This is a genomic window from Streptomyces echinatus (genome assembly GCF_014203595.1).
GTDB classification, from domain to species: domain Bacteria; phylum Actinomycetota; class Actinomycetes; order Streptomycetales; family Streptomycetaceae; genus Streptomyces; species Streptomyces echinatus.
On sequence record NZ_JACHJK010000004.1, the window covers coordinates 479,455 to 502,380 of the forward strand.

A 22,926-nucleotide genomic window follows, 5' to 3' on the forward strand; every position below is an offset into this window, starting at 1 on the left:
GCCGCACCGGACCAGGGACCGCTCACCCGCGCGTGCGGGGCCGTCACCGCGCCCACCCGTGCGGCCCCGGCGACACGACTGCCCGCGTGCCGGCCACGCCCCACAGCCGAACGCCCGCCAAGCACCGGTGCTGTGAGGCAGAGGGCACCGCGGCTCCCTCAGGGGCGCGGGGAACGGCGCGAAGGGTCCCCGCCGGCGCGCGGGTGAACGCGAGGAACTAGCCCGTCACCTCGGTGGACGGCGGGCGCGTGGTGCCGGGGCGGTCGCGGACGTCGTCCGTGCACTCGTAGCGCCGCAGCGGCCCCGACCGCGGCCCGCCCAGGATGACCGAACCGTCGTCCTCGGTCGCCGCCGAGTCGGACAGGGTGCACACCAGCTGGGCCAGGGCGTACGGAGTGAGACGCGAGGGCGCCGCGCTCAGGCGCAGCGTGTCCTCGGGATCCTTCGGTCCGGGCCCGCTCACGTCGAGGCCGCCCGGCACGTACGTCGTGTACCCCGCGGAGCGCTCCGCGGCCGACGGCGACGCGGCCAGCTGGTCCAGCAGCCCCTGCGCCACGATCACCCGGCGCCGGGCGTCCGGGGTGCCCTCCGGGACCCGCACGGTGCGGTCCAGGGCCACCAGGGACGCCCCGCACAACAGGAAGACCTGCACCGGCACCCCGCGCGAGGACTGCGTCGCCACGTCGGGCCCGGCCAGCGAGCACGGCACCCGGGACGGCGCCGCCCCGAAGTCGGTCGGCACCTCGGTCGGCCGGATGCCGCACCCGGTGAGCAGCACGCCCAGGAGGGGCAGCGCCAGCAGGCGTCGTACGGTCATGACCCCTCCTTTCCCGAACCGTCCTGATCGTTCCCGCCGTCCTCGCCGCCTCCGTCGTCCTCCTCGGTCAGCCGTGAGGCGTCCCGTGGCAGCCGGAGCGTGAACACCGCCCCGCCCTCCGGCGAGTTGGCGGCGGTGATCTCGCCGCCGTGGATGTGCGCGTTCTCCAGGGCGATGGAGAGGCCCAGTCCGCTGCCCTCGGACCGCGGCCGGGAGGCGCTGGCTTTGTAGAAGCGGTCGAAGACGTGCGGCAGGACGTCCTCGGGAATGCCGGGCCCGTGGTCGCGGACCCGGATCTCGATCGCCTCGTCCGCCTCCCGAACCGACACCCGCACCGGCGAGCCGCCGTGCTTGAGCGCGTTGCCGATCAGATTGGCCAGGATGACGTCCAGGCGGCGCGGGTCGAGGAGGGCGTGGATGCCGCGCTCGGCGTCCAGGTCGACCGCGTCCAGCCAGGCCCGGGCGTCGATGCAGGCGGTGATCTGGTCGGCGAGGTCGACGTCGTCCAGGACCAGCCGGGCGGTGCCCGCGTCGAAGCGGGTGACCTCCATCAGGTTCTCGACGAGGTCGTTCAGCCGCCGGGTCTCGCTGACCACCAGCCGGACCGCCGGTTCGATCATCGGGTCGATGCTCCCCGACTCGAACTCCAGCTCCTCCTCCAGCACCTCCGTCACGGCGGTGATGGCGGTGAGCGGCGTGCGCAGCTCATGGCTCATGTCGGCGACGAACCGGCGGGACGCGTCGTCCCGTGCGGCCATCTCCGCGACCCGCTGCTCCAGCGCCTCGGCCGCGTTGTTGAACGTCCGGGACAGATCGGCAAGTTCGTCGGTGCCGGACACCTGCAGCCGGGTGTCCAGCCTGCCCTCGCCGAGCCGGCGCGCGGCCACCCCGAGCCGGTGCACCGGCTTCAGCACGGTCGTGGCGGCGGCCTGCGCGAGCAGCGCGGAGCCGATCAGCGCCAGTGCGGTGGCGATGCCCAGCGACCAGGCCAGCGAGTTGAGGTCCTTCGCCTCCGGCTCCAGCGACTTCGCCATGTAGCCGGTCGGACCGCCGCCGATGACGCGCGTCCCGGCGACCAGATACGGCGCTCCGTTGTCCGTGACCCGCTGCCAGTACAGGTGGTATGGCTCCTTGTTGGCACCGCTCACCGGCTGCCGTTTGTTCACGGCCGCGCGCAGCGACTCGGGCACGTCCTCCAGCGCGAAGCCGTTGATGCCGCCCGAGTTGCCGTACACCGTGCCGCCGTCGGCGTCCTGGCCGACCAGCAGCACGCTGAACCGCTGGCTGCTGGCGGCCATCTGGCCCGCCGCCCGCTGCAGTTGGTCCTGGCTCGGGTGCGCGGGCAGCGCGCCCGCGCGGTTCTGCATCTCCTGCCGGAAGTCGCGCAGCACCGCGTCCTGGGTGCGGGTGAGCACCGCCTCCCGGTTGAGCCAGTAGGCGATGCCCGACGCCGACACCGCGGCGGTGAGCGCGACCAGTGCGAAGACCAGCACCAGACGCAGCCGCAGGCTGGTGAACCTGAGCCGCGACAGACTTCCCTTGCGCCCCGCGGTCCAGCCGCGCAGCCCCCCTTGCGTATCGGTCACTGAGGCGAGTCCAGGCGGTAGCCGACACCACGGACGGTACGGATCAGCGTCGGGGAGGACGGCACGTCCTCGACCTTGGCGCGCAGCCGCTGCACACACGCGTCGACCAGGCGTGAGTCACCCAGGTAGTCGTGCTCCCAGACCAGGCGCAGCAACTGCTGCCGGGAGAGCGCCTGACCGGGCCGCCGGCTCAGCTCCAGCAGCAGCCTGAGCTCGGTCGGGGTCAGCTGGAGGTCCTCGCCGTTCTTCGTGACGGTCATCGCCGAGCGGTCGATGACGAGGTTGCCGAAGGTCGCCGAGTCGCTGGACTCGCGCTCCCCGCGCCGCAGCACGGCCCGGATCCGGGCGTCGAGCACCCGCCCCTGCACCGGCTTGACGACGTAGTCGTCGGCCCCCGACTCGAGCCCGACCACGACGTCGATGTCGTCGTTGCGCGCGGTCAGCAGAATGATCGGCAGCTGGTCGGTGCGCCGGATGCGGCGGCACACCTCGAACCCGTCGATGCCGGGCAGCATCACGTCCAGCACGATCAGGTCCGGCCGCTGCTCACGCAGCAGCTTCAGACCGTCCTCGCCGCTGGCAGCGGTGGCCACCCGGTGGCCCTGGCGCGTCAGGGAGAGCTCCAGGGCCGTACGGATGGCGTCGTCGTCCTCGATCAGCAACAGGGAAGGCACGGGCTCATTCTGGCCCATGGACGGGGTGTCGTACGACCTGCTGACACATTGCCTTCCCTGGTGCCACCACCTGTGCGCGGTGTGTGACGGGCCTGGGAGTGACCCCTGTGACAGGTCTGTGACAGTCGACGGACACGGCGATGAAGTGGCCCCGGCAGTCTTTTCGTCACGGGCCGGACGGCGAGCCGGAACCGGCCCGGCAAGACCGAATCACCGGAAGTCCACGACGGGGAGCGCGAGATGAAAACGCTGCACGGCATCAGCACCAGCGCAGTGATCACGCGCCTGCACGACGTGCACCGGGGATCCGAGAAGTCCGGTGTCGTGAGCGGGCGGGGGTGCGCTCGCGGCGCCGGGCGTCAGCACCCGGCATACATGTCGGTGGTCGACGCGAACACGGGGGAGCCCGCGGCGGCCGCCGCCATGGGCACGGCCGGGGGAGCCGCGTACGGGGAGGACTCGGGGGAGCGCCGCTCGCTGAGCGAGGCGGAGTTCACCGCCTACGTCCAGGAGCGCCGCGCCTCCCTGTACGCCACCGCCTACCACCTGACCGGTGACCGCTTCGAGGCCGAGGACCTGCTGCAGAGCGCGCTGTTCTCGACGTACAAGGCGTGGGACCGGATCAGCGACAAGGCGGCGGTCGGCGGATACCTGCGCCGCACCATGACGAACCTGCACATCAGCGCCTGGCGGCGGCGCAAGCTCAACGAGTACCCGACCGAGGAACTGCCGGAGACGCCGGGCGAGACGGACGCGATGCGCGGCACCGAGCTGCGCGCGGTCCTGTGGCAGGCGCTGGCCCGGCTGCCCGAACTCCAGCGCACCATGCTGGTCCTGCGCTACTACGAGGGCCGCACGGACCCGGAGATCGCGGAGATCCTCGGCATCAGTGTCGGCACGGTGAAGTCCAGCATCTGGCGGTCGCTCCGCCGGCTGCGCGAGGACGAGGTCCTCAGCTTCGGCCGTGACGAGGAGGACGCCTTCGGCGAACTGGTCGCCTGAGGCTCAGGGGTCACGGGGGTGACCTGAGGGGGCAACGGGGAAACGGGGACCACTGGGGGGTGGACCCACGGGGGGAAGACGGGGGACAACGGGGAAAAAACGGGGACCACTGGGGGGTGGGCCCACGGGGGAACTACGGGGGAGCAAGAGAAGCGGGACTGGTGGGCCGGGGGGTCCGACCAGTCCCGTTTCGCGTTTCCGGTACGGCCGTCACGCCGCCGTCTGCTGGCGCGCCTGCCGGCCGGCCGCCGCGGCCGCGAGCCGGCCGAGCGCCTCGTGCAGGTCGCACGGGCGCGCGCCGAGGGACACCTGGCGGGTGATGATCGACCGCTCCGCGCGCATCAGCCGCCAGCCGCGGCGCAGCAGGAACGGCACCGACTTGCGGCCCTCCTTCAGGTCCCGCAGGAAGCGCCGCCGGAAGGTGGTGACCGGCCCGCGGGTCAGGCACAGCGCGTCCGCGAGCAGACCGCGCTCCCGGCAGCGCTCGACGATCTCCGCGGCGAAGATGCCCTCCGCGATGAACAGCGGGGTACGGCCGATGCTCAGCGTCTCCTCGCCGGTACGGGCGCTCAGCGAGATGTCGTACACCGGCACCGGCGTCGAGCCGGTCGCGCAGAGCCGGGCGATGGCCTCGACCGCGACATCCGCGTCCCATGACTCCGGATGGTCCCAGTCGATGTCCGAACTCCCCTGCACCAGGGGCAGAGTCGGGTCGTCGGCCTCCTTGTAGAAGTCGTCCAGACGCAGGACGGGAAGCCCGGAACGGGCGGCGACGAGTGACTTGCCCGAGCCCGAGGGGCCGCACAGCAGCACGACACGGGCGGGGGACGGGGGATGAAGGCTCACGGAACACCAGTTTGACGCATGGGGGGCGCCCTGCCGACCCCGCGGGTCGGCTTTTGAGCGTGAGTCTCACCTCAACTACCCTTCGTGCCGGAACAATCACCCAGCGCACTCGAAGGCGGCAACAGCGATGGCCCGACACACTTCCCCGCAGCACCCCACCGCGCGGCGCGCCCTGATCCTCCTCGCCACCGCCGGAGCGGCCCTGGGGGCCGGCTCGGCCGCCGCGCAGGCGGACGTCGGCCCGCACCTCGTGAACGCGCCGTCGCGGCCCACCTCGCTGGGCAAGATCGACCCGCAGGCGGGCCTGACGGCCCTCACCGGCACGCCCGGCTACGTCACCGGCCCGGTCGCCGGCCTCAAGCCCAATCCGCTGGCGGGCACGGGCGTCGACCCCCTCGACAACGGAGTGGGCACCCAACTGGCCGATTTCAAGCCGGTGGGTTCCCGGACGCTGACGAGGCCCGTGGCTGAGGCGCCGACCATGGAGAGCGTGCCGGTGGTCGGCTACGTCCTCGGGATGGCTGACAACTGACGGTGCTCCGTCAGAGGCGCGCGGCTGTGATCGAGAAGCGGCCTCGGCGCGCGGACGCGGCCGGTCGCGGGCTCACCCGTGGCCGGCCGCGTCCGTGGACCCCTGGTCCGGTCAGTACGACGAGCCCGACGCGCCCAGCGAGCCCGTCGGGTGCCACACCGTCTTCGTCTCCAGGAACGCCGTCATCCGGTCGATGCCCGGCGTCTCGAAGTAATCCACACCCTGTGGACGGAGCACCCGCTTCAGGTTGTCGGCCGCCGCGATCTCCAGCTCCCTCGCCAGCGCCTCGTCGGCGCCCGCGAGGTCGATCGCGTTGACGTCCTGGTGCGCGGCCAGCGGCGCCGCGATCTCCGCCGTACGGCCGGACAGGACGTTGACCACGCCGCCGGGGACGTCGGAGGTGGCCAGCACCTCACCCAGGGACAGCGCCGGCAGCGGGGCCTTCTCGGAGGCGATCACGACCGCCGTGTTGCCGGTGGCGATCACCGGGGCCACGACCGACACCAGACCGAGGAAGGACGACTGCTGCGGGGCCAGGACGGCGACCACACCGGTCGGCTCGGGGGAGGAGAGGTTGAAGTACGGGCCCGCGACCGGGTTGGCACCGCCGATCACCTGGGCGATCTTGTCGGTCCAGCCCGCGTACCAGACCCAGCGGTCGACGGCCGCGTCGACGACCGCCGCCGCCTTCGGCCTCGACAGGCCCTCGGCGTCCGCGACCTCCCGGACGAACTGCTCCCTGCGGCCCTCCAGCATCTCCGCGACGCGGTAGAGGACCTGGCCGCGGTTGTACGCGGTCGCGCCGGCCCAGCCGCCGAACGCCTTGCGCGCGGCCACGACCGCGTCACGGGCGTCCTTGCGGGACGACTGCGGAGCGTTGGCCAGCCAGTTGCCCTTCGAGTCCGACACCTCGTACACCCGGCCGCTCTCGGAACGCGGGAACTTCCCGCCGACGTACAGCTTGTAGGTCTTGAAGACGGAGAGCCGCTCGGTCTTTTCGGTCTTCTCAGCCTTTTCGGTCTTCTCAGCAGTGCTCATTCAGCGCTCGCCCTCCGGGCTCGACGGGGCGAGGTACGCCTCCAGGCCGTGGCGGCCGCCCTCGCGGCCGAAGCCCGACTCCTTGTAGCCGCCGAACGGCGACGCCGGGTCGAACTTGTTGAACGTGTTGGACCAGACGACACCGGCGCGCAGCTTGCCGGCGACGGCCAGGATGCGGGAGCCCTTCTCGGTCCAGATGCCCGCGGACAGGCCGTACTGCGTGTTGTTCGCCTTGGCGACCGCCTCGTCCGGCGTGCGGAAGGTGAGGACCGACAGCACCGGGCCGAAAATCTCGTCGCGGGCGATGGTGTGCGCCTGGGTGACGTTCGTGAACAGCGTCGGCGCGAACCAGTAGCCGGAGGAGGGGAGCTCGCAGGCCGGGGACCAGCGCTCGGCGCCCTCCGCCTCGCCCCGCTCGGCCAGCGCGGTGATCCGGGCCAGCTGCTCGGCGGAGTTGATCGCGCCGATGTCGGTGTTCTTGTCCAGCGGGTCGCCGAGGCGCAGCGTGGACAGGCGGCGCTTGAGGGAGTCCAGCAGCTCGTCCTGGATCGACTCCTGGACGAGGAGGCGGGAGCCCGCGCAGCAGACCTGGCCCTGGTTGAAGAAGATGCCGGTGACGATGCCCTCGACGGCCTGGTCGATCGGGGCGTCGTCGAAGACGATGTTGGCGCCCTTGCCGCCCAGTTCGAGGGTGAGCTTCTTGCTCGTGCCGGCGACCGTGCGGGCGATCTCCTTGCCCACAGCGGTGGAGCCGGTGAAGGCCACCTTGTTCACGTCCGGGTGCGCGACGAGCGCGGCGCCCGCGTCGCCGTAGCCCGGCAGGATGTTGACGACACCCTTGGGCAGGCCCGCCTGGCGGCAGATGTCCGCGAAGAAGAGCGCGGACAGGGGGGTCGTCTCGGCCGGCTTCAGGACGACCGTGTTGCCGGTCGCCAGCGCCGGGGCGATCTTCCACGCCAGCATCAGCAGCGGGAAGTTCCACGGGATGACCTGGCCGGCCACGCCCAGCGGCTTCGGGTTCGCGCCGAAGCCGGCGTGGTCGAGCTTGTCGGCCCAGCCCGCGTAGTAGAAGAAGTGCGCGGCGACCAGCGGGAGGTCCGCGTCCCGGGTCTCCTTGATCGGCTTGCCGTTGTCCAGCGTCTCCAGGACGGCCAGCTCACGGCTGCGCTCCTGGACGATCCGGGCGATGCGGAACAGGTACTTGGCGCGCTCGGAGCCGGGCAGCGCCGACCATTTCACGAACGCCTTGCGGGCGGCCCTCACCGCGCGGTCGACGTCCTCGGCGCCGGCCCGGGCGACCTCGGAGAGGACCTCCTCGGACGACGGCGAGACCGTCTTGAAGACCTTGCCGTCGGCGGCCTCGGTGAACTCGCCGTCGATGAACAGGCCGTACGAGGGCGCGATGTCGAGGATCGCGCGGGACTCGGGGGCGGGTGCGTACTCGAATGCCATGGGGGATCAGTCCACCGTCACGTAGTCGGGACCGGAGTAGCGGCCGGTGGCCAGCTTCTGCCGCTGCATCAGCAGGTCGTTCAGCAGCGAGGAGGCGCCGAAGCGGAACCAGTGGTTGTCCAGCCAGTCCTCACCCGCCGTCTCGTTGACCAGGACCAGGAACTTGATCGCGTCCTTGGTGGTGCGGATGCCGCCGGCGGGCTTCACACCGACCTGGGTACCGGTCTGGGCGCGGAAGTCGCGCACCGCCTCCAGCATCAGCAGGGTGTTCGCCGGGGTCGCGTTGACGGCGACCTTGCCGGTGGAGGTCTTGATGAAGTCGGCGCCCGCCAGCATGCCGACCCAGGAGGCGCGGCGGATGTTGTCGTACGTCGACAGCTCGCCGGTCTCGAAGATGACCTTCAGCCGGGCGCTCGTCCCGCAGGCCTCCTTCACGGCGACGATCTCGTCGTACACCTTGAGGTACTTGCCGGCCAGGAACGCGCCCCGGTCGATGACCATGTCGATCTCGTCGGCGCCGGCGGCGACGGCGTCACGGACGTCGGCCAGCTTCACGTCGAGGGCGGCGCGGCCGGCCGGGAAGGCGGTGGCGACCGAGGCGACCTTCACACCGGAGCCGGCGACGGCCTCCTTGGCGACGGCCACCATGTCGGGGTAGACGCAGACGGCGGCCGTCGTGGGGGTCGTCCGGTCCGTGGGATCGGGGTGGACCGCCTTGGCGCCGAGCGCCCGGACCTTGCCCGGGGTGTCCGCGCCTTCCAGCGTCGTCAGGTCGACCATCGAGATGGCGAGGTCGATGGCGTACGCCTTCGCGGTGGTCTTGATGGAACGGGTGCCGAGAGACGCGGCGCGCGCCTCCAGGCCGACCGCGTCGACGCCGGGCAGCCCGTGGAGGAAGCGGCTCAGCGTGCTGTCGGACGCGGTGACGTCCGAGAGAGCGTGTGCTGTGGGTGCAGTGGTGGGCATGGTCACCAGACGAGCATATCTACGCGCGTAGTTTCTGTACACCCCCGCTGCTCATCCCGGGTCCGGAGATCACGGATGAGCGCCGGTTTCCCGGGCGGGCGGTCATGTGCCGGGCGCCGTCGTGCACAATCGGCCCATGACCACCCCGGACCACCCGTCACCCGCGTCACAGCCTCCGGCGCCCACCGCCAGGGACCGGATCTACCGCTCGCCGCTCGGGCTGGCGGGTGGCGTGCTGCTGCTCCTGGTCGTGCTCTGGCTGGGCTTCGACGCGCTGTTCAAGGGCCACGGCCGGACCCCCTGGCTGGCACTGGCCGGCCTGATCCTGATCGTGCCGCTGATCATCGCCTTCACGCTCCGTCCCGCGGTCTTCGCGAACGAGGACCGGCTGCGCGTCCGCAACCCCTTCCGGGTGATCACCCTGCCGTGGGGCGAGGTCGCCGGCCTGCGCTCCGGCTACTCGAACGAGGTCCTCGCCAAGGGCGGCGCCAAGTACCAGCTGTGGGCCATCCCCGTCTCGCTGCGGGCCCGCAAGAAGGCGGCCCGCCGGCAGCGGCGGGCGGCGACGGACGCGGCCCGGGGCGTGACGCCGGGCGGCCGGTCCGGCGGGCTCGGACCGGGCGGCATGGGCCTCGGCGGGTTCAGCCTGCGTGGTCCGGAGACCGGGCCGGCCCGCGCCGAGACCGACCAGGCCATGGACGATCTGCGGGAGCTCCTGGAGAACCGCGGCGCGGCCGAGTCGGCGCAGGGGGAGGTCACCGTGCGCTGGGCCTACGAGGTGGCCGCGCCCGCGGTCGCCGGAGCGGTTCTGCTGGCGATCCTGCTGGCCCTGGGCTGAGGTCCCCGGGCCGTTCCCCGGCGATCGGCGGTTCCGCTCCGGGACGCCGCCGCGAATCCGCCACCCCGGCACGCCTCGGCCTGCCGGAGCCCGGCCCGGAGCCGCCGCTCGGGTACGCCTCGGTCTGCGGGCGCCCGCCCGGGTGTGCCTCGGTCTGCCGGAGCCCCGCCCGGAGTCGCCGACTGTCCCCGTTCGCGTGCCCGGGGCGACGGTGGTGCGGGCGGGGCGGGCCATCGGAACCCGGGTACGACGAGACGGGGTGCCCCCGGATGGGGGCACCCCGTCTCGTCGTAGGCGCTAGATGCCGAGCGCGGCGGACAGGTCCCGCTTGACGGCGTCCAGCAGCTCGGCCGCGCGGGCGCGGGCGGCCGGGAGGCCGGCGCGGTCGGGCACCGGGACGACGACCTCCAGGTAGCACTTCAGCTTCGGCTCGGTGCCGCTCGGGCGGACGATGACCCGGGCGCCGTCGAGGGTGTAGCGCAGGCCGTCGGTGGGCGGCAGCGTGTCCGTCCCCCGGTTCAGGTCCTCGGCCCGGGTGACGGCCAGGCCCGCCAGCACGGTCGGCGGCTGCTCGCGCAGCCGGCGCATCGCGTCCGCGATCAGCGAGAGGTCCTTCACCCGCACCGACAGCTGGTCGGTGGCGTGCAGTCCGTGCTCCACGGCGAGGTCGTCGAGCAGGTCGAGGAGGGTGCGGCCCTCCTCCTTCAGCTCGGACGCCAGCTCGGTGATCAGCAGGGCCGCGGTGATGCCGTCCTTGTCGCGCACGCCCCCGGGGTCCACGCAGTAGCCGAGGGCCTCCTCGTAGCCGTAGCGCAGGCCGTCGACGCGGGCGATCCACTTGAAGCCGGTCAGCGTCTCCTCGTAGGGCAGGCCCGCCTTCCCGGCGATCCGGCCGAGCAGGGAGGAGGAGACGATCGACTCGGCGAACGTGCCCCGCGCGCCGCGCCGGACCAGATGGGCGCCGAGCAGGGCGCCGACCTCGTCACCGCGCAGCATCCGCCAGTCGCCGCCGTCCCGTACGGCGACGGCGCAGCGGTCCGCGTCCGGGTCGTTGGCGATGATCAGATCCGGGTCACAGGTGCGGGCCCGCGCGAACGCCAGGTCCATCGCGCCCGGCTCCTCCGGGTTGGGGAAGGCGACCGTCGGGAAGTCCGGGTCCGGGTCGGCCTGCTCGGCGACCAGCACCGGCTCGGGGAAGCCGGCCCGGGCGAACGCGGCGACCAGGACGTCCTTGCCGACGCCGTGCATGGCCGTGTACACCGTGCGGGCGGTGCGCGGCGAGCCGGCGGCCAGGACGGCGTCCGTACGGGCCAGATAGGCGTCCAGGACCGAGTCGTCCAGGATCTCCCAGCCGGCGTCCGGGCGGGGTGCGTCGTTCAGCGAGACGATCGCGTCGATCTCGGCGGCGATCCCCGCGTCGGCGGGCGGCACGATCTGCGAGCCGTCGCCGAGGTAGACCTTGTAGCCGTTGTCCCGGGGCGGGTTGTGGCTGGCGGTGACCTCCACGCCCGCGACCGCGCCGAGGTGCCGTATGGCGAAGGCCAGCACGGGGGTGGGCAGCGGGCGCGGCAGCACGGCGGCACGCAGACCGGCGCCGGTCATCACGGCGGCGGTGTCCCGGGCGAAGTCGGCGGACTTGTGGCGGGCGTCGTAGCCGATGACGACGAGTCCGCCGCTCCGGCCGTCCTTCTTCAGGTAGGCGGCGAGGCCGGCGGCGGCGCGGATGACCACGCTGCGGTTCATGCGCATGGGGCCGGCGCCGAGCTCGCCCCGCAGGCCGGCCGTGCCGAACTGGAGGGTGCCGCTGAAGCGGGCGGACAGTTCGGTGACGTCCCCGGCCTCGATCAGCCGGGCCAGTTCGTCGCGGGTCTCCGGGTCCGGGTCCTCGGCGAGCCATGCGCTGGCCTCGGCGATGAGATCGTCGTGCACCTTGGGATCAACCTCTCCTGTGTCTGCCTGCTGTCCGGCGGCTTGGCCGCCGGACCCCCGTCTCCCACCCGTCCCACGACTCGGTCCGCCGAGAAGTGGACGGGCGGGGTCACGCCCGCCGCCGCACGCCCGCGGTCGGCCGGCGTCACCGCGGCCCCCCGGGGCCGCTTACAGCCGGCCCAGCACCTGCGCCAGCAGCTGGCCCATGCGTGCCGCCGAGTCACGGCCCGCCTGGAGGACCTCCTCGTGGTTGAGGGGCTCGCCGGTCATGCCCGCGGCCAGGTTGGTGACCAGGGAGATGCCCAGCACCTCGGCGCCCGCCTCGCGCGCGGCGATGGCCTCGAGGACCGTGGACATGCCGACCAGGTCCGCGCCGATGACACGGGCCATGCGGATCTCGGCCGGGGTCTCGTAGTGCGGGCCGGGGAACTGCGCGTAGACGCCCTCCTCCAGGGAGGGGTCGATCTCCTTGCACAGGGCGCGCAGGCGCGGGGAGTACAGGTCGGTCAGGTCGACGAAGTTCGCGCCGACGATCGGGGAGGTCGCCGTCAGGTTGATGTGGTCGCTGATGAGGACCGGCTGGCCGGGGCGCATGCCCTCGCGCAGACCGCCGCAGCCGTTGGTCAGCACGATGGTCTTGCAGCCGGCGGCGACGGCGGTGCGGACGCCGTGGGAGACGGCGGCGACGCCACGGCCCTCGTAGTAGTGCGTGCGGCCCAGGAAGACCAGCGCGCGCTTGTCACCGAAGGAGTAGGAGCGGACCTTGCCGCCGTGCCCCTCGACCGCCGGCGGCGGGAAGCCGGGCAGCTCGGTGACCTGGAACTCGGCGTCGGGTGCGCCCAGGGCGTCGACGGCCGGAGCCCAGCCGGAGCCCATCACGAGGGCGACGTCGTGGGTCTCGGCGCCGGTCAGTTCGCGCAGGCGCGCGGCGGCGGCGTCGGCGGCGGCGTAGGGGTCGCCCTGGATGTCGTCCGGAAGAAGAGATGCGTTCACGCCGATGAGGGTAGCCGGTCTTCGCCTACGCGCGTAGATGACAGAGCCCACGGGATTGCATTCGTTGTCTTGTCGTTTTCCACAAACGCGGCCCGAAAGGGGAGGAAAACCGCGGGAAGGGCGGGAGGGGGCCGGTTCAGCAGGGGCGCTTGCGGAGTTCCATCACATAGTCGTGCGGCGCCCCCGCCGACTCCGCCGCGTCCGCGATCTCGCCCAGGTAGCGCGCCGACGGCAGACCGCCCTCGTAGCCGTTGAGGACGTAGGTCCAGGCCGGCTCCTCGCCGTCCAGGGTGTGCGCGCGCACCCGCGTCCGCCGGTACAGGTCGAGCCCCCCGCCCTCCCAGCCGTCGAGCGACTCCTCGTCCATGGGGGCGATGTCGTACAGGCCGACGAAGACCTGGGAGAGCGGGTCCTCGACGATCGTCGCCAGCGCGCCCTCCCAGCCCAGCTGCTCGCCGCCGAAGGTCAGCCGCCAGCCGTTCAGCCAGCCGGTGGCGCGCAGCGGGGAGTGCGGGGCGCGGTGGGACATCAGACGCGCGTCGAGATTGCCGGCGTACGCGGCATAGAGCGACATGGGGAGAGGGTACGGCAGCCGCACCGTGCGCCCCAGGTGCCCCGGGAACGGTGTGGTGGCGCCCCCGGGCAGTGGCACGTTGAAGCGTGCGGGACAATGGAGTACGTGACTCGGATCGTGATCATCGGTGGCGGACCCGGCGGATACGAAGCGGCGCTGGTCGCCGCTCAGCTCGGCGCGGAGGTGACCGTCGTCGACTGCGACGGTCTGGGCGGAGCGTCGGTGCTGACCGACTGCGTGCCGTCGAAGACCCTTATCGCTACGGCCGAGGTGATGACCACCTTCGACTCCTCGTACGAGGAGCTGGGCATCATCGTCGCCGACGACACCCCGCCGCTGGAGCAGGCGGCCCGGGTGGTCGGCGTGGACCTCGGAAAGGTCAACCGCCGGGTGAAGCGGCTCGCGCTCGCCCAGTCCCACGACATCACCGCCTCCGTCACCCGCGCCGGCGCCCGGGTCATGCGCGGCCGCGGCCGGCTGGACGGCATGCAGGCGCTCGACGGCTCCCGCAAGGTCGTCGTCACCGCCGCCGACGGCACCGAGGAGACCCTCACCGCCGACGCCGTGCTCATCGCCACCGGCGGACACCCGCGCGAGCTGCCCGACGCCCAGCCCGACGGTGAGCGGATCCTGAACTGGACCCAGGTCTACGACCTCACCGAGCTGCCGGAAGAGCTGATCGTGGTCGGCTCGGGTGTGACCGGTGCCGAGTTCGCCGGCGCGTACCAGGCCCTGGGCTCCAAGGTCACCCTGGTCTCCTCCCGCGACCGGGTGCTGCCCGGCGAGGACCCGGACGCCGCCGCCGTCCTGGAGGACGTCTTCCGGCGCCGCGGCATGAACGTCATGGCCCGCTCCCGCGCGCAGGCCGCGAAGCGCGTCGGCGACCGGGTCGAGGTGACGCTGGCCGACGGCCGGGTCATCACCGGCAGCCACTGCCTGATGGCCGTCGGCGCCATCCCGAACAGCGCGGGCCTCGGCCTGGAGGACGCCGGCGTCAAGCTGCGCGATTCGGGCCACATCTGGACCGACAAGGTCTCGCGGACGACCGCGCCGGGTGTGTACGCGGCCGGTGACGTGACCGGTGTCTTCGCCCTCGCGTCCGTCGCCGCCATGCAGGGGCGTATCGCCATGTACCACTTCCTCGGCGACGCGGTGGCCCCGCTGAACCTGAAGACGGTCTCCTCGAACGTCTTCACCGACCCCGAGATCGCCACGGTCGGCTACAGCCAGGCCGACGTGGACGCGGGCAAGATCGACGCCCGGGTCGTCAAGCTGCCCCTGCTGCGCAACCCGCGCGCCAAGATGCAGGGCATCCGGGACGGCTTCGTGAAGATCTTCTGCCGCCCGGGCACCGGGATCGTGGTCGGCGGTGTGGTCGTGGCGCCCCGCGCCTCGGAACTGATCCATCCGATCTCGATCGCCGTCGACAACAATCTGACGGTCGAACAGATCGCGAACGCGTTCACGGTGTACCCCTCCCTTTCGGGGTCGATCGCGGAGGTCGCCCGGCAGCTGCACACGCGCAAGGCGGGCGTGGAGGCCTGACGGTCCGGGGCGGCTTCCCGCTGGTCACGGGGAGTCGCGGCGAGTGCGGGCGGCATAGTCGGGGCGGGCGGGCTCTATATCACCTCCCGCCCTGCCATGCGAACAACTTCTGTTATTCGGCGCAAACTGCTGAAAGCAGACGGTCGCTGGGGTTACTGTCAGTTTCGTGTTCGCTGCTGAACGTCGCCAATTGATCCTCGAAATGGTGCGAGCGAACGGTGCCGTGTCGCTCCGTGAGCTCGCCCGCGTCGTCCAGACCTCCGAAGTGACCGTACGGCGGGACGTGCGGGCACTGGAGGCAGAAGGACTCCTCGACCGCCGGCACGGCGGTGCGGTACTGCCGGGTGGGTTCACCCGAGAATCCGGCTTCCCGCAGAAGTCGCATCTCGCGACCGCCGAGAAGACGGCCATCGCCGACCTCGCCGCGGGCCTCGTCGAAGAAGGCGAGGCCATCGTGGTCGGGGCGGGTACGACCACACAGGAACTGGCCCGCCGCCTGGCGCGCGTGCCGGGCCTGACGGTCGTCACCAACTCCCTCCTGGTGGCCCAGGCGTTGGCCCACGCCAACCGGGTGGAGGTCGTGATGACCGGGGGCACCCTGCGCGGCTCCAACTACGCCCTCGTCGGCTCCGGCGCGGAACAGTCCCTCCAGGGCCTGCGCGTGTCGAGGGCCTTCCTCTCCGGAAGCGGCCTCACCGCCGAACGCGGGCTCTCCACCTCCAACATGCTCTCGGCATCCGTCGACCGGGCCCTCGTCCAGGCCGCCGCGGAGGTCGTGGTCCTCGCCGACCACACCAAGCTGGGCACGGACACGATGTTCCAGACCGTGCCGACGGACCTCATCACCCGGCTGGTCACCGACGAGCCGCCCGCCCACGACGACCGCGCCGCCACGGAGTTGCAGGCGCTCGCCGACCAGGGTGTGCAGATCGCCGTTGCGGGGGCGAGCGGAAGCCCGGGGGGTGAACAGGTCCCGGCGGGCCGCCGCGCCCCACTGCCGGGACCGCGAAGGGGGCACGTACCGGGCACCTCCGCGCTACGGTCCGCGGCGGGCCTGGGAGACCCGACGACAGCCGAACGGGGGCGCGTCGCGGATCTGCGGCGCCGGTGAGCGCCGGCACCGAAGGGGCCGGCCCTCAGGGAGTGGGGGCGGGCTCGGCCGACCGCGTGACAGGGCCAGGCTCTCCGCACGCCGCTCGGCCCGTGCCGTATCGACGCCCACACCGGTGAGACGACCCGAAGGCCATGAGACCGCCCCCGCGGCGGTGGCAGGCAGTTCCCCGCCGTCGGCACCGTCCGCGTCGCCGGCCGTGAGGCCGCCGGCTCAGCGGTCGTGGTGCGCAGTTCCCCACCATCCGCGCCGTCCGCGTCGCCGGCCGTGTCGAGGCCGGCTCGGAGCCCCGGAACGCGGTCGGCCCCCGGAACGCACCGGGGGCCGAATCACTGCTGTACGACGACGGCTCAGTCCTTGATCTCGCAGATCGCCGCGCCCGAGGTGATGGAGGCGCCGACCTCGGCGCTCAGGCCCTTGATGGTGCCCGCCTTGTGGGCGTTGAGGGGCTGCTCCATCTTCATGGCCTCCAGGACGACGACCAGGTCGCCCTCCTTGACCTCCTGGCCCTCCTCGACCGCGATCTTCACGATCGTGCCCTGCATCGGCGAGGCGAGGGTGTCACCCGAGGCGACCGGGCCGGACTTCTTGGCCGCGCGCCGCTTGGGCTTGGCGCCGGCCGCGAGGCCCGTGCGGGCCAGCGACATGCCCAGCGACGAGGGGAGGGAGACCTCCAGGCGCTTGCCGCCGACCTCGACGACGACCGTCTCGCGGCCGAGCTCCTCCTCCGCCTCGGCGTCGGCCGGGGCGGCGAACGGCTTGATCTCGTTGACGAACTCGGTCTCGATCCAGCGGGTGTGGACCTTGAAGGGCTCCTGCGAGCCGGTCAGCTCCGGGGCGAACGCCGGGTCCCTGACGACCACGCGGTGGAACGGGATCGCGGTGGCCATGCCCTCGACCTGGAACTCGTCCAGGGCGCGCGCGGCCCGCTGCAGGGCCTCCTCGCGGGTGCGGCCGGTCACGATCAGCTTGGCGAGCAGCGAGTCCCAGGCCGGGCCGATGACCGAGCCGGACTCCACGCCCGCGTCCAGGCGGACGCCGGGGCCGGACGGCGCGTCGAACCGGGTGACCGTGCCGGGGGCCGGCAGGAAGTTGCGGCCCGGGTCCTCGCCGTTGATGCGGAACTCGAACGAGTGTCCGCGCAGCTCCGGGTCGCCGTAACCCAGCTCCTCGCCGTCGGCGATCCGGAACATCTCGCGGACCAGGTCGATGCCGGCGACCTCCTCGGTCACCGGGTGCTCGACCTGGAGGCGGGTGTTGACCTCCAGGAAGGAGATCGTGCCGTCCTGGCCGACCAGGAACTCACAGGTGCCGGCGCCCTCGTAGCCGGCCTCCTTCAGGATGGCCTTCGAGGCGCGGTACAGCTCGGCGACCTGCTCCTCGGAGAGGAACGGCGCCGGAGCCTCCTCCACCAGCTTCTGGTGGCGGCGCTGCAGCGAGCAGTCACGGGTGGACACGACGACCACGTTGCCGTGCTTGTCGGCCAGGCACTGCGTCTCCACGTGACGCGGGCGGTCCAGGTACCGCTCCACGAAGCACTCGCCGCGGCCGAAGGCGGCGACGGCCTCACGGACGGCCGACTCGTACAGCTCCGGGACCTCTTCGAGGGTGCGGGCGACCTTCAGGCCACGGCCGCCACCGCCGAAGGCGGCCTTGATGGCGATCGGCAGACCGTGTTCCTCGGCGAACGCCACGACCTCGTCGGCGCCGCTCACCGGGTCGGGCGTGCCGGCCACCAGGGGGGCGCCGGCGCGCTGGGCGATGTGCCGGGCGGCGACCTTGTCGCCGAGGTCGCGGATGGCCTGCGGGGGCGGGCCGATCCAGATCAGGCCGGCGTCGAGGACCGCCTGGGCGAACTCGGCGTTCTCCGAGAGAAATCCGTAACCCGGATGGACGGCGTCCGCGCCGGACTCGCGGGCTGCGTTGAGGATCTTGTCGATCATCAGGTAGCTGGTGGCCGGGGTGTCACCGCCCAGGGCGAACGCCTCATCCGCGGCGCGGACATGCAGAGCGTCCCGGTCCGGGTCCGCGTAGACGGCCACGCTCGCGATCCCGGCGTCCCGGCAGGCCCGGGCCACGCGGACAGCGATTTCGCCACGGTTGGCGATGAGCACCTTGCGCACGATTGAGGCTCCCTCCTTGAAACAAGCCGAGTTTAGGGACTGCCGACACGGCACTTCGACCCGTCCCCTGTGGTGAGCTTGCCCACACGGAGCGTGATGCGAGGCGCGCTCGACCCGCGAAAGCCCATGTCGCACCTCGGTACGCAGGACTCCTGCGGAAAACCCTAGCCCTCCCATGTGGCCAAGGTCTCTGTGAGGGCGTGCTGCGGCCCACTCTGATTCTTTGTCGAGTCCCTACGAATGGCCCAATGATTCTTTGCTGCCGCCCGAACCCTTGTCCCTGGGTTTACCCGTTAGTAGCGTTCGCGCTGTCTCGAACGTACCTGAGGTAACAGGCTGCTGGCGTGAGAGTGGGTGGGAACCGGTGGTGCGCAGACCGGTGGCATGGGTCCTGGCGGTCGTCCTCCTGGCGGAGGCCGTCTTCATCGCCGCGCTGAACTGGCTCCTCGGAGTGGTCGTCGACCGCCAGGACATGTCCCTGGCCGGCCTCGACCCGGACGTCATGGCGACGTCGTCGAAGGCCGGCGGTGTGATCTTCGGTCTCTACTTCGCGTTCTGCGCGCTGGTGGCCGTGCTCGTCGCGATACGCGACCGCGCCCCGGCCGGCTTCGGGCGTGTCCTGCTGATCAGCGCGGCCGTGGTGCACGGCCTGCTGGGCGCGGTCGCCTGGGGCCTGGTGGGCTGGACGGCGTTCGGGTTCATGGTCGTCGTCCTGGGGCTCATAGTCCTGCTCCTGATGACGTACGACCGTGCGGGCGGCCCGGAGGGCGCCGTCGGCGGCGCGCCGGGGCGGGGGGAGGACCCGGCCGCACGGGCGGAGCCGGAGGCGGCCCCCGCCGGCGCGGGTGCGCCGGCGAGCCGTACGGGCGAGCCGCGGGACGGGGACGACGGCCCGCAGGACTCCGTCCCGGCGCAGGTCAGCGCTCCGGTGTCCACAACTCCGTGATGGCGACGCCGAGTTCGGCGAGGAGCTTGCGGATCAGGGGCAGGCTGATGCCGATCACATTGCCGTGGTCGCCCTCGATGCCCTCGATGAACGGCGCCGAACGGCCGTCCAGGGTGAAGGCGCCGGCGACTTGGAGGGGCTCGCCGGAGGCCACGTAGGCGGCGATCTCGGCGTCGCTCGGATCGCCGAACCGGACGACGGTGGAGGCGGTCGCCGACACGTACCGCTTGGCCTCCGTGTCCCACACGCAGTGCCCCGTCTGGAGCACTCCGGCCCGCCCGCGCATGCTCTTCCAGCGGCCGGTGGCCTCCTCGGCGTCGGCCGGCTTGCCGAGCGCGTGCCCGTCCAGCTCCAGCACCGAGTCGCAGCCGATCACCAGGGCACCCTGCACCTCCGGCTTCGCCGCCACGACCGACGCCTTGGCCTCGGCCAGGGCGAGTGCCAGCTCGGCCGGGGTGGGTGCGGTGACGGCGTCCTCGTCGACGCCGCTCACGATCACCTCGGGGGCGAGACCGGCCTGCCGGAGCAGGCCCAGCCGGGCGGGGGACTGGGAGGCGAGCACGAGTCGCCTGCGGCGCTTAGCGGTCATGCGGTCAGGTTAGTCACGTGAGGCCGTCCGGCTCACCTCAGACCGATCACGATCATCACCAGGACCATGGCCAGGGCCATGAGGATGCCGAGCCGCCGAAGCATGTCGTGCGCGTCGCGCAGTTCCTTCGGCGGCTCGTTCTCCGGGTCTGACCACAGCATGCCCCCAGCCTGCGGCCTCGGCGGGGCGGGGCGCCTGAGTAGAGCTACTCAGATCGGCGCCCCGTCCGTCCTTCCGCGCCCCCAGGAGGCCGGGCGGGCTGAGGTCAGGCCGGCCAGTAGGTGCGGGTCCACGACGCGGGGCCCGGCTTGGGTACCCGCGCGGACGCGATCCGGGACGGGTCGGACCACGCGTCCCTCGGGCCGTCCGCGCCGGACGGCTCGGCTGCTGCCGCCGCGGCGCGGGCGCGGACCACCGCCAGTGCGGCGGCCAGCTCCTCCGGGGTCGGGTTGCCTCGTACGACCTTGATGTTCATGACCGCTCCCAGGGTCCGCGGGGCCTAGAGGGGGATGTTGCCGTGCTTCTTCGGGGGCAGGGACTCCCGCTTGGTGCGCAGCTGGCGCAGCCCGCGGACGACGTGCGCGCGGGTGTCGGACGGCATGATCACCGCGTCGACGTAGCCGCGCTCGGCCGCGACGTAGGGGTTGAGGAGGGTGTCCTCGTACTCCCGGATGAGCCGTGCCCGCACCGCCTCCATGTCCTCACCGTTCGCCTCCGCCTCGGCGATGGTGCGGCGGTGCAGGATGTTGACCGCGCCCTGGGCGCCCATGACGGCGATCTGGGCGGTGGGCCACGCCAGGTTGAGGTCGGCGCCCAAATGCTTGGAACCCATGACGTCGTAGGCGCCGCCGAAGGCCTTGCGGGTGATCACGGTGATCAGCGGGACGGTGGCCTCGGCGTAGGCGAAGATCAGCTTGGCGCCGCGCCGGATGATGCCCTCGTGCTCCTGCCCGACGCCGGGCAGGAAGCCGGGCACGTCCACGAAGGTCAGCACCGGGATGTTGAAGGCGTCGCAGGTGCGCACGAAGCGGGCGGCCTTCTCGGAGGCGTCGATGTCGAGGCAGCCGGCGAACTGCATCGGCTGGTTGGCGACGACACCGACCGGGTGGCCCTCGACCCGTCCGAAGCCGGTGAGGATGTTCGGCGCGAACAGGGCCTGCGTCTCGAAGAACTCGGCGTCGTCCAGGACGTGTTCGATCACCGTGTGCATGTCGTACGGCTGGTTCGCGCTGTCCGGGACGAGCGTGTCCAGCTCGCGGTCCTCGTCGTTGACGGCGAGGTCCGCCTCCTCCGCGAAGACCGGGGGCTCGGAGAGGTTGTTGGACGGCAGGTACGACAGCAGCTGCTTGACGTACTCGATGGCGTCCTTCTCGTCACCGGACATGTGGTGGGCCACGCCGGAGGTGGCGTTGTGGGTGCGGGCGCCGCCCAGCTCCTCGAAGCCGACGTCCTCGCCGGTGACCGTCTTGATGACGTCGGGGCCGGTGATGAACATGTGCGAGGTCTGGTCGACCATGACCGTGAAGTCGGTGATGGCCGGGGAGTAGACCGCGCCGCCGGCGCAGGGGCCGACGACCAGGCTGATCTGCGGGATCACGCCGGAGGCGTGGGTGTTGCGGCGGAAGATCTCGCCGTAGGCGCCGAGGGAGGCCACGCCCTCCTGGATGCGGGCGCCGCCGGAGTCGTTGATGCCGATGACGGGGCAGCCGGTTTTCAGCGCGAAGTCCATGACCTTGACGATCTTCTGGCCGTAGACCTCGCCGAGGGCTCCGCCGAAGACCGTGAAGTCCTGCGAGAAGACGGCGACCGGGCGGCCGTCCACCGTGCCGTAGCCGGTGACGACGCCGTCCCCGTACGGGCGGTTCTTCTCCAGCCCGAAGTTGGTCGACCGGTGCCGGGCGAACTCGTCCAGCTCGACGAACGAGTCCTCGTCGAGCAGCAGCTCGATCCGCTCACGGGCCGTCAGCTTGCCCTTGGCGTGCTGCTTTTCGACGGCGCGCTCGGAGCCGGCGTGCGTCGCCTCGTCGATGCGCCGCTGGAGATCCGCGATTTTTCCCGCGGTCGTGTGGATGTCGATCTCGTGGATCGCGTGACGCTCTTCCGGCTCGGACATCGGGATGCGGCTCCCTGCCTGCTCAAAAGGGGGGACGGTTACTCATCCGTAGAGTAGTGGCGGGCCTGCGGATCAGCAGTGCGTCGTTTACCACACCTAGGGTGGCTTGCATGACGCCGCAGAATCCATCAGACGACAACCGCTGGTCCGACCTGGACCGTCCGCCCCTGAACGCCGCGGCACTGCGGCGCGGGCTGGTCAGGGAGGGGGGCCTGTACCGCGACATCGAGGTGGTGCAGCGGACCGGTTCCACCAACTCCGACCTCGCCGCGCGGGCTGCCGCCGGGGACGCGGGCGAGGGCGCCGTGCTGGTGGCGGAGGAGCAGACGGCCGGCCGGGGACGGCTGGACCGGCGCTGGTCGGCACCGCCGCGGTCCGGTCTCTTCTTCTCGGTCCTGCTGCGGCCCACCGAGGTGCCGGTGGACCGCTGGGGCTGGCTGCCGCTGCTGACGGGCGTGGCGGTGGCGACCGGCCTGGCGCGGGCGGCGGGTGTCGACACGGCGCTGAAGTGGCCCAACGACCTGCTGGTGACCGTGGGCGGGGAGGAGCGCAAGACCGGCGGCATCCTCGCCGAGCGGGCCGGTGAGGACGGCGTCGTCATCGGCGTCGGCATCAACGTCAGCCTCGGGGCGGACGAGCTTCCGGTACCGCAGGCGGGGTCGCTGGCGCTGGCCGGCGCGGCCGGCACGGACCGGGATCCGCTGCTGCGGGCGGTGCTGCGGTCGCTGGAGGACTGGTACGGGCGGTGGCGGGCGGCGCTGGGGGACCCCGCGGCCAGCGGTCTGCAGGAGATGTACACCGCGGGCTGCGCGACCCTCGGCCGGACGGTCCGCGCGGAGCTGCCGGGGGACCGGTCGGTGGTCGGGGAGGCCGTCGCCCTGGACGGGGACGGCCGGCTGATCATCGCCACGGAGGACGGCGTGCAGGAGCCGGTGGGAGCCGGGGACATCGTGCACCTGCGGCCCGCGTGAGGGAGGCCCGCGGCGCCCGGGCGGCCGAGTGGGGGCCCGCCGTGGGCGGCCGCGGCGCCGTCCCGGGTGGGCCGCGGCGCCGTCCCGGAGGCGTCCCCGGGGGCGCGGGGAAGTGCGCGAGGAGGCGCGGGGAAGTGCGCGAAGGGCCACGATGAAGACGCGGGCGCGTACGGTGACGAGCCGCTGGAGGGCCCTGGGCCCGCGGCTCGCCCGGGGCACCAGTGACCGGTGGTGACCAGCGCGCCGTCGGCCCAACCCGGCGGAGTGAGCTGGCGCACACC

General features: G+C 72.3%; 22 protein-coding genes. 7 read left to right on the forward strand and 15 right to left on the reverse strand.

The genetic code is table 11. The features are described 5' to 3' along the window. Nucleotides 1-217: 217 nt before the first annotated feature. The 3 genes from FHS34_RS14695 to afsQ1 are packed head-to-tail and all read right to left on the reverse strand — an operon-like array spanning nucleotide 218 to nucleotide 3,077. A complete protein-coding gene (locus FHS34_RS14695; protein WP_184965128.1) occupies nucleotides 218-817 on the reverse strand; it encodes a hypothetical protein in 600 nt (199 codons plus the stop codon). Further along, nucleotides 814-2,403 carry an ATP-binding protein gene (locus FHS34_RS14700; protein WP_184965130.1) on the reverse strand — a complete coding sequence of 530 codons (1,590 nt, stop codon included), beginning with the start codon at nucleotides 2,401-2,403 and terminating at the stop codon, nucleotides 814-816. The genes FHS34_RS14695 and FHS34_RS14700 overlap by 4 nt, the downstream gene beginning before the upstream one ends. Continuing rightward, nucleotides 2,400-3,077 (reverse strand): two-component system response regulator AfsQ1, encoded by a 678-nt coding sequence (gene afsQ1 / locus FHS34_RS14705; RefSeq protein WP_184965132.1) that lies wholly within the window; start codon nucleotides 3,075-3,077, stop codon nucleotides 2,400-2,402. Before afsQ1 ends, FHS34_RS14700 begins: the two co-directional genes overlap by 4 nt. Before the next feature lie 240 nt (nucleotides 3,078-3,317). On the opposite strand from afsQ1, the gene FHS34_RS14710 reads away from it, so the two are divergent. Then, nucleotides 3,318-4,079 (forward strand): SigE family RNA polymerase sigma factor, encoded by a 762-nt coding sequence (locus FHS34_RS14710; RefSeq protein WP_184965134.1) that lies wholly within the window; start codon nucleotides 3,318-3,320, stop codon nucleotides 4,077-4,079. A gap of 210 nt (nucleotides 4,080-4,289) precedes the next feature. On the opposite strand, the gene FHS34_RS14715 is transcribed toward FHS34_RS14710, so the two are convergent. Continuing rightward, nucleotides 4,290-4,925 carry a uridine kinase family protein gene (locus tag FHS34_RS14715; protein ID WP_313149126.1) on the reverse strand — a complete coding sequence of 212 codons (636 nt, stop codon included), beginning with the start codon at nucleotides 4,923-4,925 and terminating at the stop codon, nucleotides 4,290-4,292. 127 nt (nucleotides 4,926-5,052) lie between these two features. Here FHS34_RS14715 and FHS34_RS14720 point away from each other — a divergent pair, with 127 nt between their 5' ends. Further along, the gene (locus FHS34_RS14720) at nucleotides 5,053-5,457 is read left to right on the forward strand and encodes a hypothetical protein (RefSeq protein WP_184965136.1); all 405 of its coding nucleotides are present in this window, start codon (nucleotides 5,053-5,055) and stop codon (nucleotides 5,455-5,457) included. A 111-nt stretch (nucleotides 5,458-5,568) separates the two neighbouring features. On the opposite strand, the gene FHS34_RS14725 is transcribed toward FHS34_RS14720, so the two are convergent. Genes FHS34_RS14725 through deoC form a run of 3 tightly spaced genes read right to left on the reverse strand, consistent with a single transcriptional unit; the run spans nucleotide 5,569 to nucleotide 8,913 of the window. Next, the gene (locus tag FHS34_RS14725) at nucleotides 5,569-6,495 is read right to left on the reverse strand and encodes an aldehyde dehydrogenase family protein (RefSeq protein WP_184965138.1); all 927 of its coding nucleotides are present in this window, start codon (nucleotides 6,493-6,495) and stop codon (nucleotides 5,569-5,571) included. Next, the gene (locus tag FHS34_RS14730) at nucleotides 6,496-7,947 is read right to left on the reverse strand and encodes an aldehyde dehydrogenase family protein (protein ID WP_184965140.1); all 1,452 of its coding nucleotides are present in this window, start codon (nucleotides 7,945-7,947) and stop codon (nucleotides 6,496-6,498) included. 6 nt (nucleotides 7,948-7,953) lie between these two features. Continuing rightward, nucleotides 7,954-8,913 carry a deoxyribose-phosphate aldolase gene (gene deoC / locus FHS34_RS14735; protein ID WP_184965328.1) on the reverse strand — a complete coding sequence of 320 codons (960 nt, stop codon included), beginning with the start codon at nucleotides 8,911-8,913 and terminating at the stop codon, nucleotides 7,954-7,956. A 136-nt stretch (nucleotides 8,914-9,049) separates the two neighbouring features. On the opposite strand from deoC, the gene FHS34_RS14740 reads away from it, so the two are divergent. Continuing rightward, nucleotides 9,050-9,751: a PH domain-containing protein gene (locus FHS34_RS14740; RefSeq protein ID WP_184965142.1), complete on the forward strand. Its 702-nt coding sequence runs from the start codon at nucleotides 9,050-9,052 to the stop codon at nucleotides 9,749-9,751. A gap of 297 nt (nucleotides 9,752-10,048) precedes the next feature. On the opposite strand, the gene FHS34_RS14745 is transcribed toward FHS34_RS14740, so the two are convergent. The 3 genes from FHS34_RS14745 to FHS34_RS14755 all read right to left on the reverse strand — a co-directional run bounded on the left by FHS34_RS14745 (nucleotide 10,049) and on the right by FHS34_RS14755 (nucleotide 13,247). Then, nucleotides 10,049-11,680: a phospho-sugar mutase gene (locus tag FHS34_RS14745; RefSeq protein ID WP_184965144.1), complete on the reverse strand. Its 1,632-nt coding sequence runs from the start codon at nucleotides 11,678-11,680 to the stop codon at nucleotides 10,049-10,051. Nucleotides 11,681-11,848: 168 nt separating this feature from the next. Beyond that, nucleotides 11,849-12,673 carry a purine-nucleoside phosphorylase gene (locus tag FHS34_RS14750; protein WP_184965146.1) on the reverse strand — a complete coding sequence of 275 codons (825 nt, stop codon included), beginning with the start codon at nucleotides 12,671-12,673 and terminating at the stop codon, nucleotides 11,849-11,851. A 136-nt stretch (nucleotides 12,674-12,809) separates the two neighbouring features. Continuing rightward, the gene (locus tag FHS34_RS14755) at nucleotides 12,810-13,247 is read right to left on the reverse strand and encodes a gamma-glutamylcyclotransferase family protein (RefSeq protein WP_184965148.1); all 438 of its coding nucleotides are present in this window, start codon (nucleotides 13,245-13,247) and stop codon (nucleotides 12,810-12,812) included. 96 nt (nucleotides 13,248-13,343) lie between these two features. On the opposite strand from FHS34_RS14755, the gene FHS34_RS14760 reads away from it, so the two are divergent. After that, the gene (locus FHS34_RS14760; protein ID WP_184965150.1) at nucleotides 13,344-14,792 is read left to right on the forward strand and encodes an NAD(P)H-quinone dehydrogenase; all 1,449 of its coding nucleotides are present in this window, start codon (nucleotides 13,344-13,346) and stop codon (nucleotides 14,790-14,792) included. A gap of 166 nt (nucleotides 14,793-14,958) precedes the next feature. Beyond that, the gene (locus FHS34_RS14765; protein WP_184965152.1) at nucleotides 14,959-15,903 is read left to right on the forward strand and encodes a DeoR/GlpR family DNA-binding transcription regulator; all 945 of its coding nucleotides are present in this window, start codon (nucleotides 14,959-14,961) and stop codon (nucleotides 15,901-15,903) included. A 350-nt stretch (nucleotides 15,904-16,253) separates the two neighbouring features. Here the strand turns inward: FHS34_RS14765 and FHS34_RS14770 are convergent, their stop codons facing one another. Further along, on the reverse strand, nucleotides 16,254-18,026 hold the full coding sequence (locus FHS34_RS14770; RefSeq protein ID WP_184965154.1) for an acetyl/propionyl/methylcrotonyl-CoA carboxylase subunit alpha: 1,773 nt from the start codon (nucleotides 18,024-18,026) through the stop codon (nucleotides 16,254-16,256). 367 nt (nucleotides 18,027-18,393) lie between these two features. Between FHS34_RS14770 and FHS34_RS14775 the strand changes: the two genes are divergently transcribed. Continuing rightward, the gene (locus FHS34_RS14775; protein ID WP_376773085.1) at nucleotides 18,394-18,972 is read left to right on the forward strand and encodes a hypothetical protein; all 579 of its coding nucleotides are present in this window, start codon (nucleotides 18,394-18,396) and stop codon (nucleotides 18,970-18,972) included. Here the strand turns inward: FHS34_RS14775 and FHS34_RS14780 are convergent. The 4 genes from FHS34_RS14780 to FHS34_RS14790 all read right to left on the reverse strand — a co-directional run bounded on the left by FHS34_RS14780 (nucleotide 18,944) and on the right by FHS34_RS14790 (nucleotide 21,674). After that, nucleotides 18,944-19,561, reverse strand: coding sequence for a Maf family protein (locus FHS34_RS14780; RefSeq protein ID WP_184965156.1), 618 nt, complete (start codon nucleotides 19,559-19,561; stop codon nucleotides 18,944-18,946). The two genes, FHS34_RS14775 and FHS34_RS14780, sit on opposite strands and share 29 nt — an antisense overlap. 32 nt (nucleotides 19,562-19,593) lie before the next feature. Then, nucleotides 19,594-19,722 carry a morphogenic membrane protein MmpB gene (gene mmpB, locus FHS34_RS43445; RefSeq protein ID WP_280528488.1) on the reverse strand — a complete coding sequence of 43 codons (129 nt, stop codon included), beginning with the start codon at nucleotides 19,720-19,722 and terminating at the stop codon, nucleotides 19,594-19,596. A gap of 104 nt (nucleotides 19,723-19,826) precedes the next feature. Continuing rightward, complete coding sequence (locus FHS34_RS14785; protein WP_184965157.1) at nucleotides 19,827-20,036, reverse strand: acyl-CoA carboxylase epsilon subunit; 210 nt, start codon at nucleotides 20,034-20,036, stop codon at nucleotides 19,827-19,829. 24 nt (nucleotides 20,037-20,060) lie between these two features. After that, the gene (locus FHS34_RS14790; RefSeq protein ID WP_184965159.1) at nucleotides 20,061-21,674 is read right to left on the reverse strand and encodes an acyl-CoA carboxylase subunit beta; all 1,614 of its coding nucleotides are present in this window, start codon (nucleotides 21,672-21,674) and stop codon (nucleotides 20,061-20,063) included. A 110-nt stretch (nucleotides 21,675-21,784) separates the two neighbouring features. Here FHS34_RS14790 and FHS34_RS14795 point away from each other — a divergent pair, with 110 nt between their 5' ends. Next, the gene (locus tag FHS34_RS14795) at nucleotides 21,785-22,645 is read left to right on the forward strand and encodes a biotin--[acetyl-CoA-carboxylase] ligase (protein ID WP_184965161.1); all 861 of its coding nucleotides are present in this window, start codon (nucleotides 21,785-21,787) and stop codon (nucleotides 22,643-22,645) included. The last annotated feature ends 281 nt before the right edge of the window (nucleotides 22,646-22,926 follow it).

What these genes read in the sequence shown, in the direction of transcription:
- FHS34_RS14695 (WP_184965128.1), bottom strand. Translation starts at nt 817, where the DNA reads ATGACCGTACGACGCCTGCTGGCGCTGCCCCTCCTGGGCGTGCTGCTC.
- FHS34_RS14710 (WP_184965134.1), top strand. Translation starts at nt 3,318, where the DNA reads ATGAAAACGCTGCACGGCATCAGCACCAGCGCAGTGATCACGCGCCTG.
- FHS34_RS14720 (WP_184965136.1), top strand. Translation starts at nt 5,053, where the DNA reads ATGGCCCGACACACTTCCCCGCAGCACCCCACCGCGCGGCGCGCCCTG.
- FHS34_RS14725 (WP_184965138.1), bottom strand. Translation starts at nt 6,495, where the DNA reads ATGAGCACTGCTGAGAAGACCGAAAAGGCTGAGAAGACCGAAAAGACC.
- FHS34_RS14730 (WP_184965140.1), bottom strand. Translation starts at nt 7,947, where the DNA reads ATGGCATTCGAGTACGCACCCGCCCCCGAGTCCCGCGCGATCCTCGAC.
- deoC (WP_184965328.1), bottom strand. Translation starts at nt 8,913, where the DNA reads ATGCCCACCACTGCACCCACAGCACACGCTCTCTCGGACGTCACCGCG.
- FHS34_RS14740 (WP_184965142.1), top strand. Translation starts at nt 9,050, where the DNA reads ATGACCACCCCGGACCACCCGTCACCCGCGTCACAGCCTCCGGCGCCC.
- FHS34_RS14755 (WP_184965148.1), bottom strand. Translation starts at nt 13,247, where the DNA reads ATGTCGCTCTATGCCGCGTACGCCGGCAATCTCGACGCGCGTCTGATG.
- FHS34_RS14760 (WP_184965150.1), top strand. Translation starts at nt 13,344, where the DNA reads ATGGAGTACGTGACTCGGATCGTGATCATCGGTGGCGGACCCGGCGGA.
- FHS34_RS14780 (WP_184965156.1), bottom strand. Translation starts at nt 19,561, where the DNA reads ATGACCGCTAAGCGCCGCAGGCGACTCGTGCTCGCCTCCCAGTCCCCC.
- mmpB (WP_280528488.1), bottom strand. Translation starts at nt 19,722, where the DNA reads ATGCTGTGGTCAGACCCGGAGAACGAGCCGCCGAAGGAACTGCGCGAC.
- FHS34_RS14785 (WP_184965157.1), bottom strand. Translation starts at nt 20,036, where the DNA reads ATGAACATCAAGGTCGTACGAGGCAACCCGACCCCGGAGGAGCTGGCC.
- FHS34_RS14790 (WP_184965159.1), bottom strand. Translation starts at nt 21,674, where the DNA reads ATGTCCGAGCCGGAAGAGCGTCACGCGATCCACGAGATCGACATCCAC.
- FHS34_RS14795 (WP_184965161.1), top strand. Translation starts at nt 21,785, where the DNA reads ATGACGCCGCAGAATCCATCAGACGACAACCGCTGGTCCGACCTGGAC.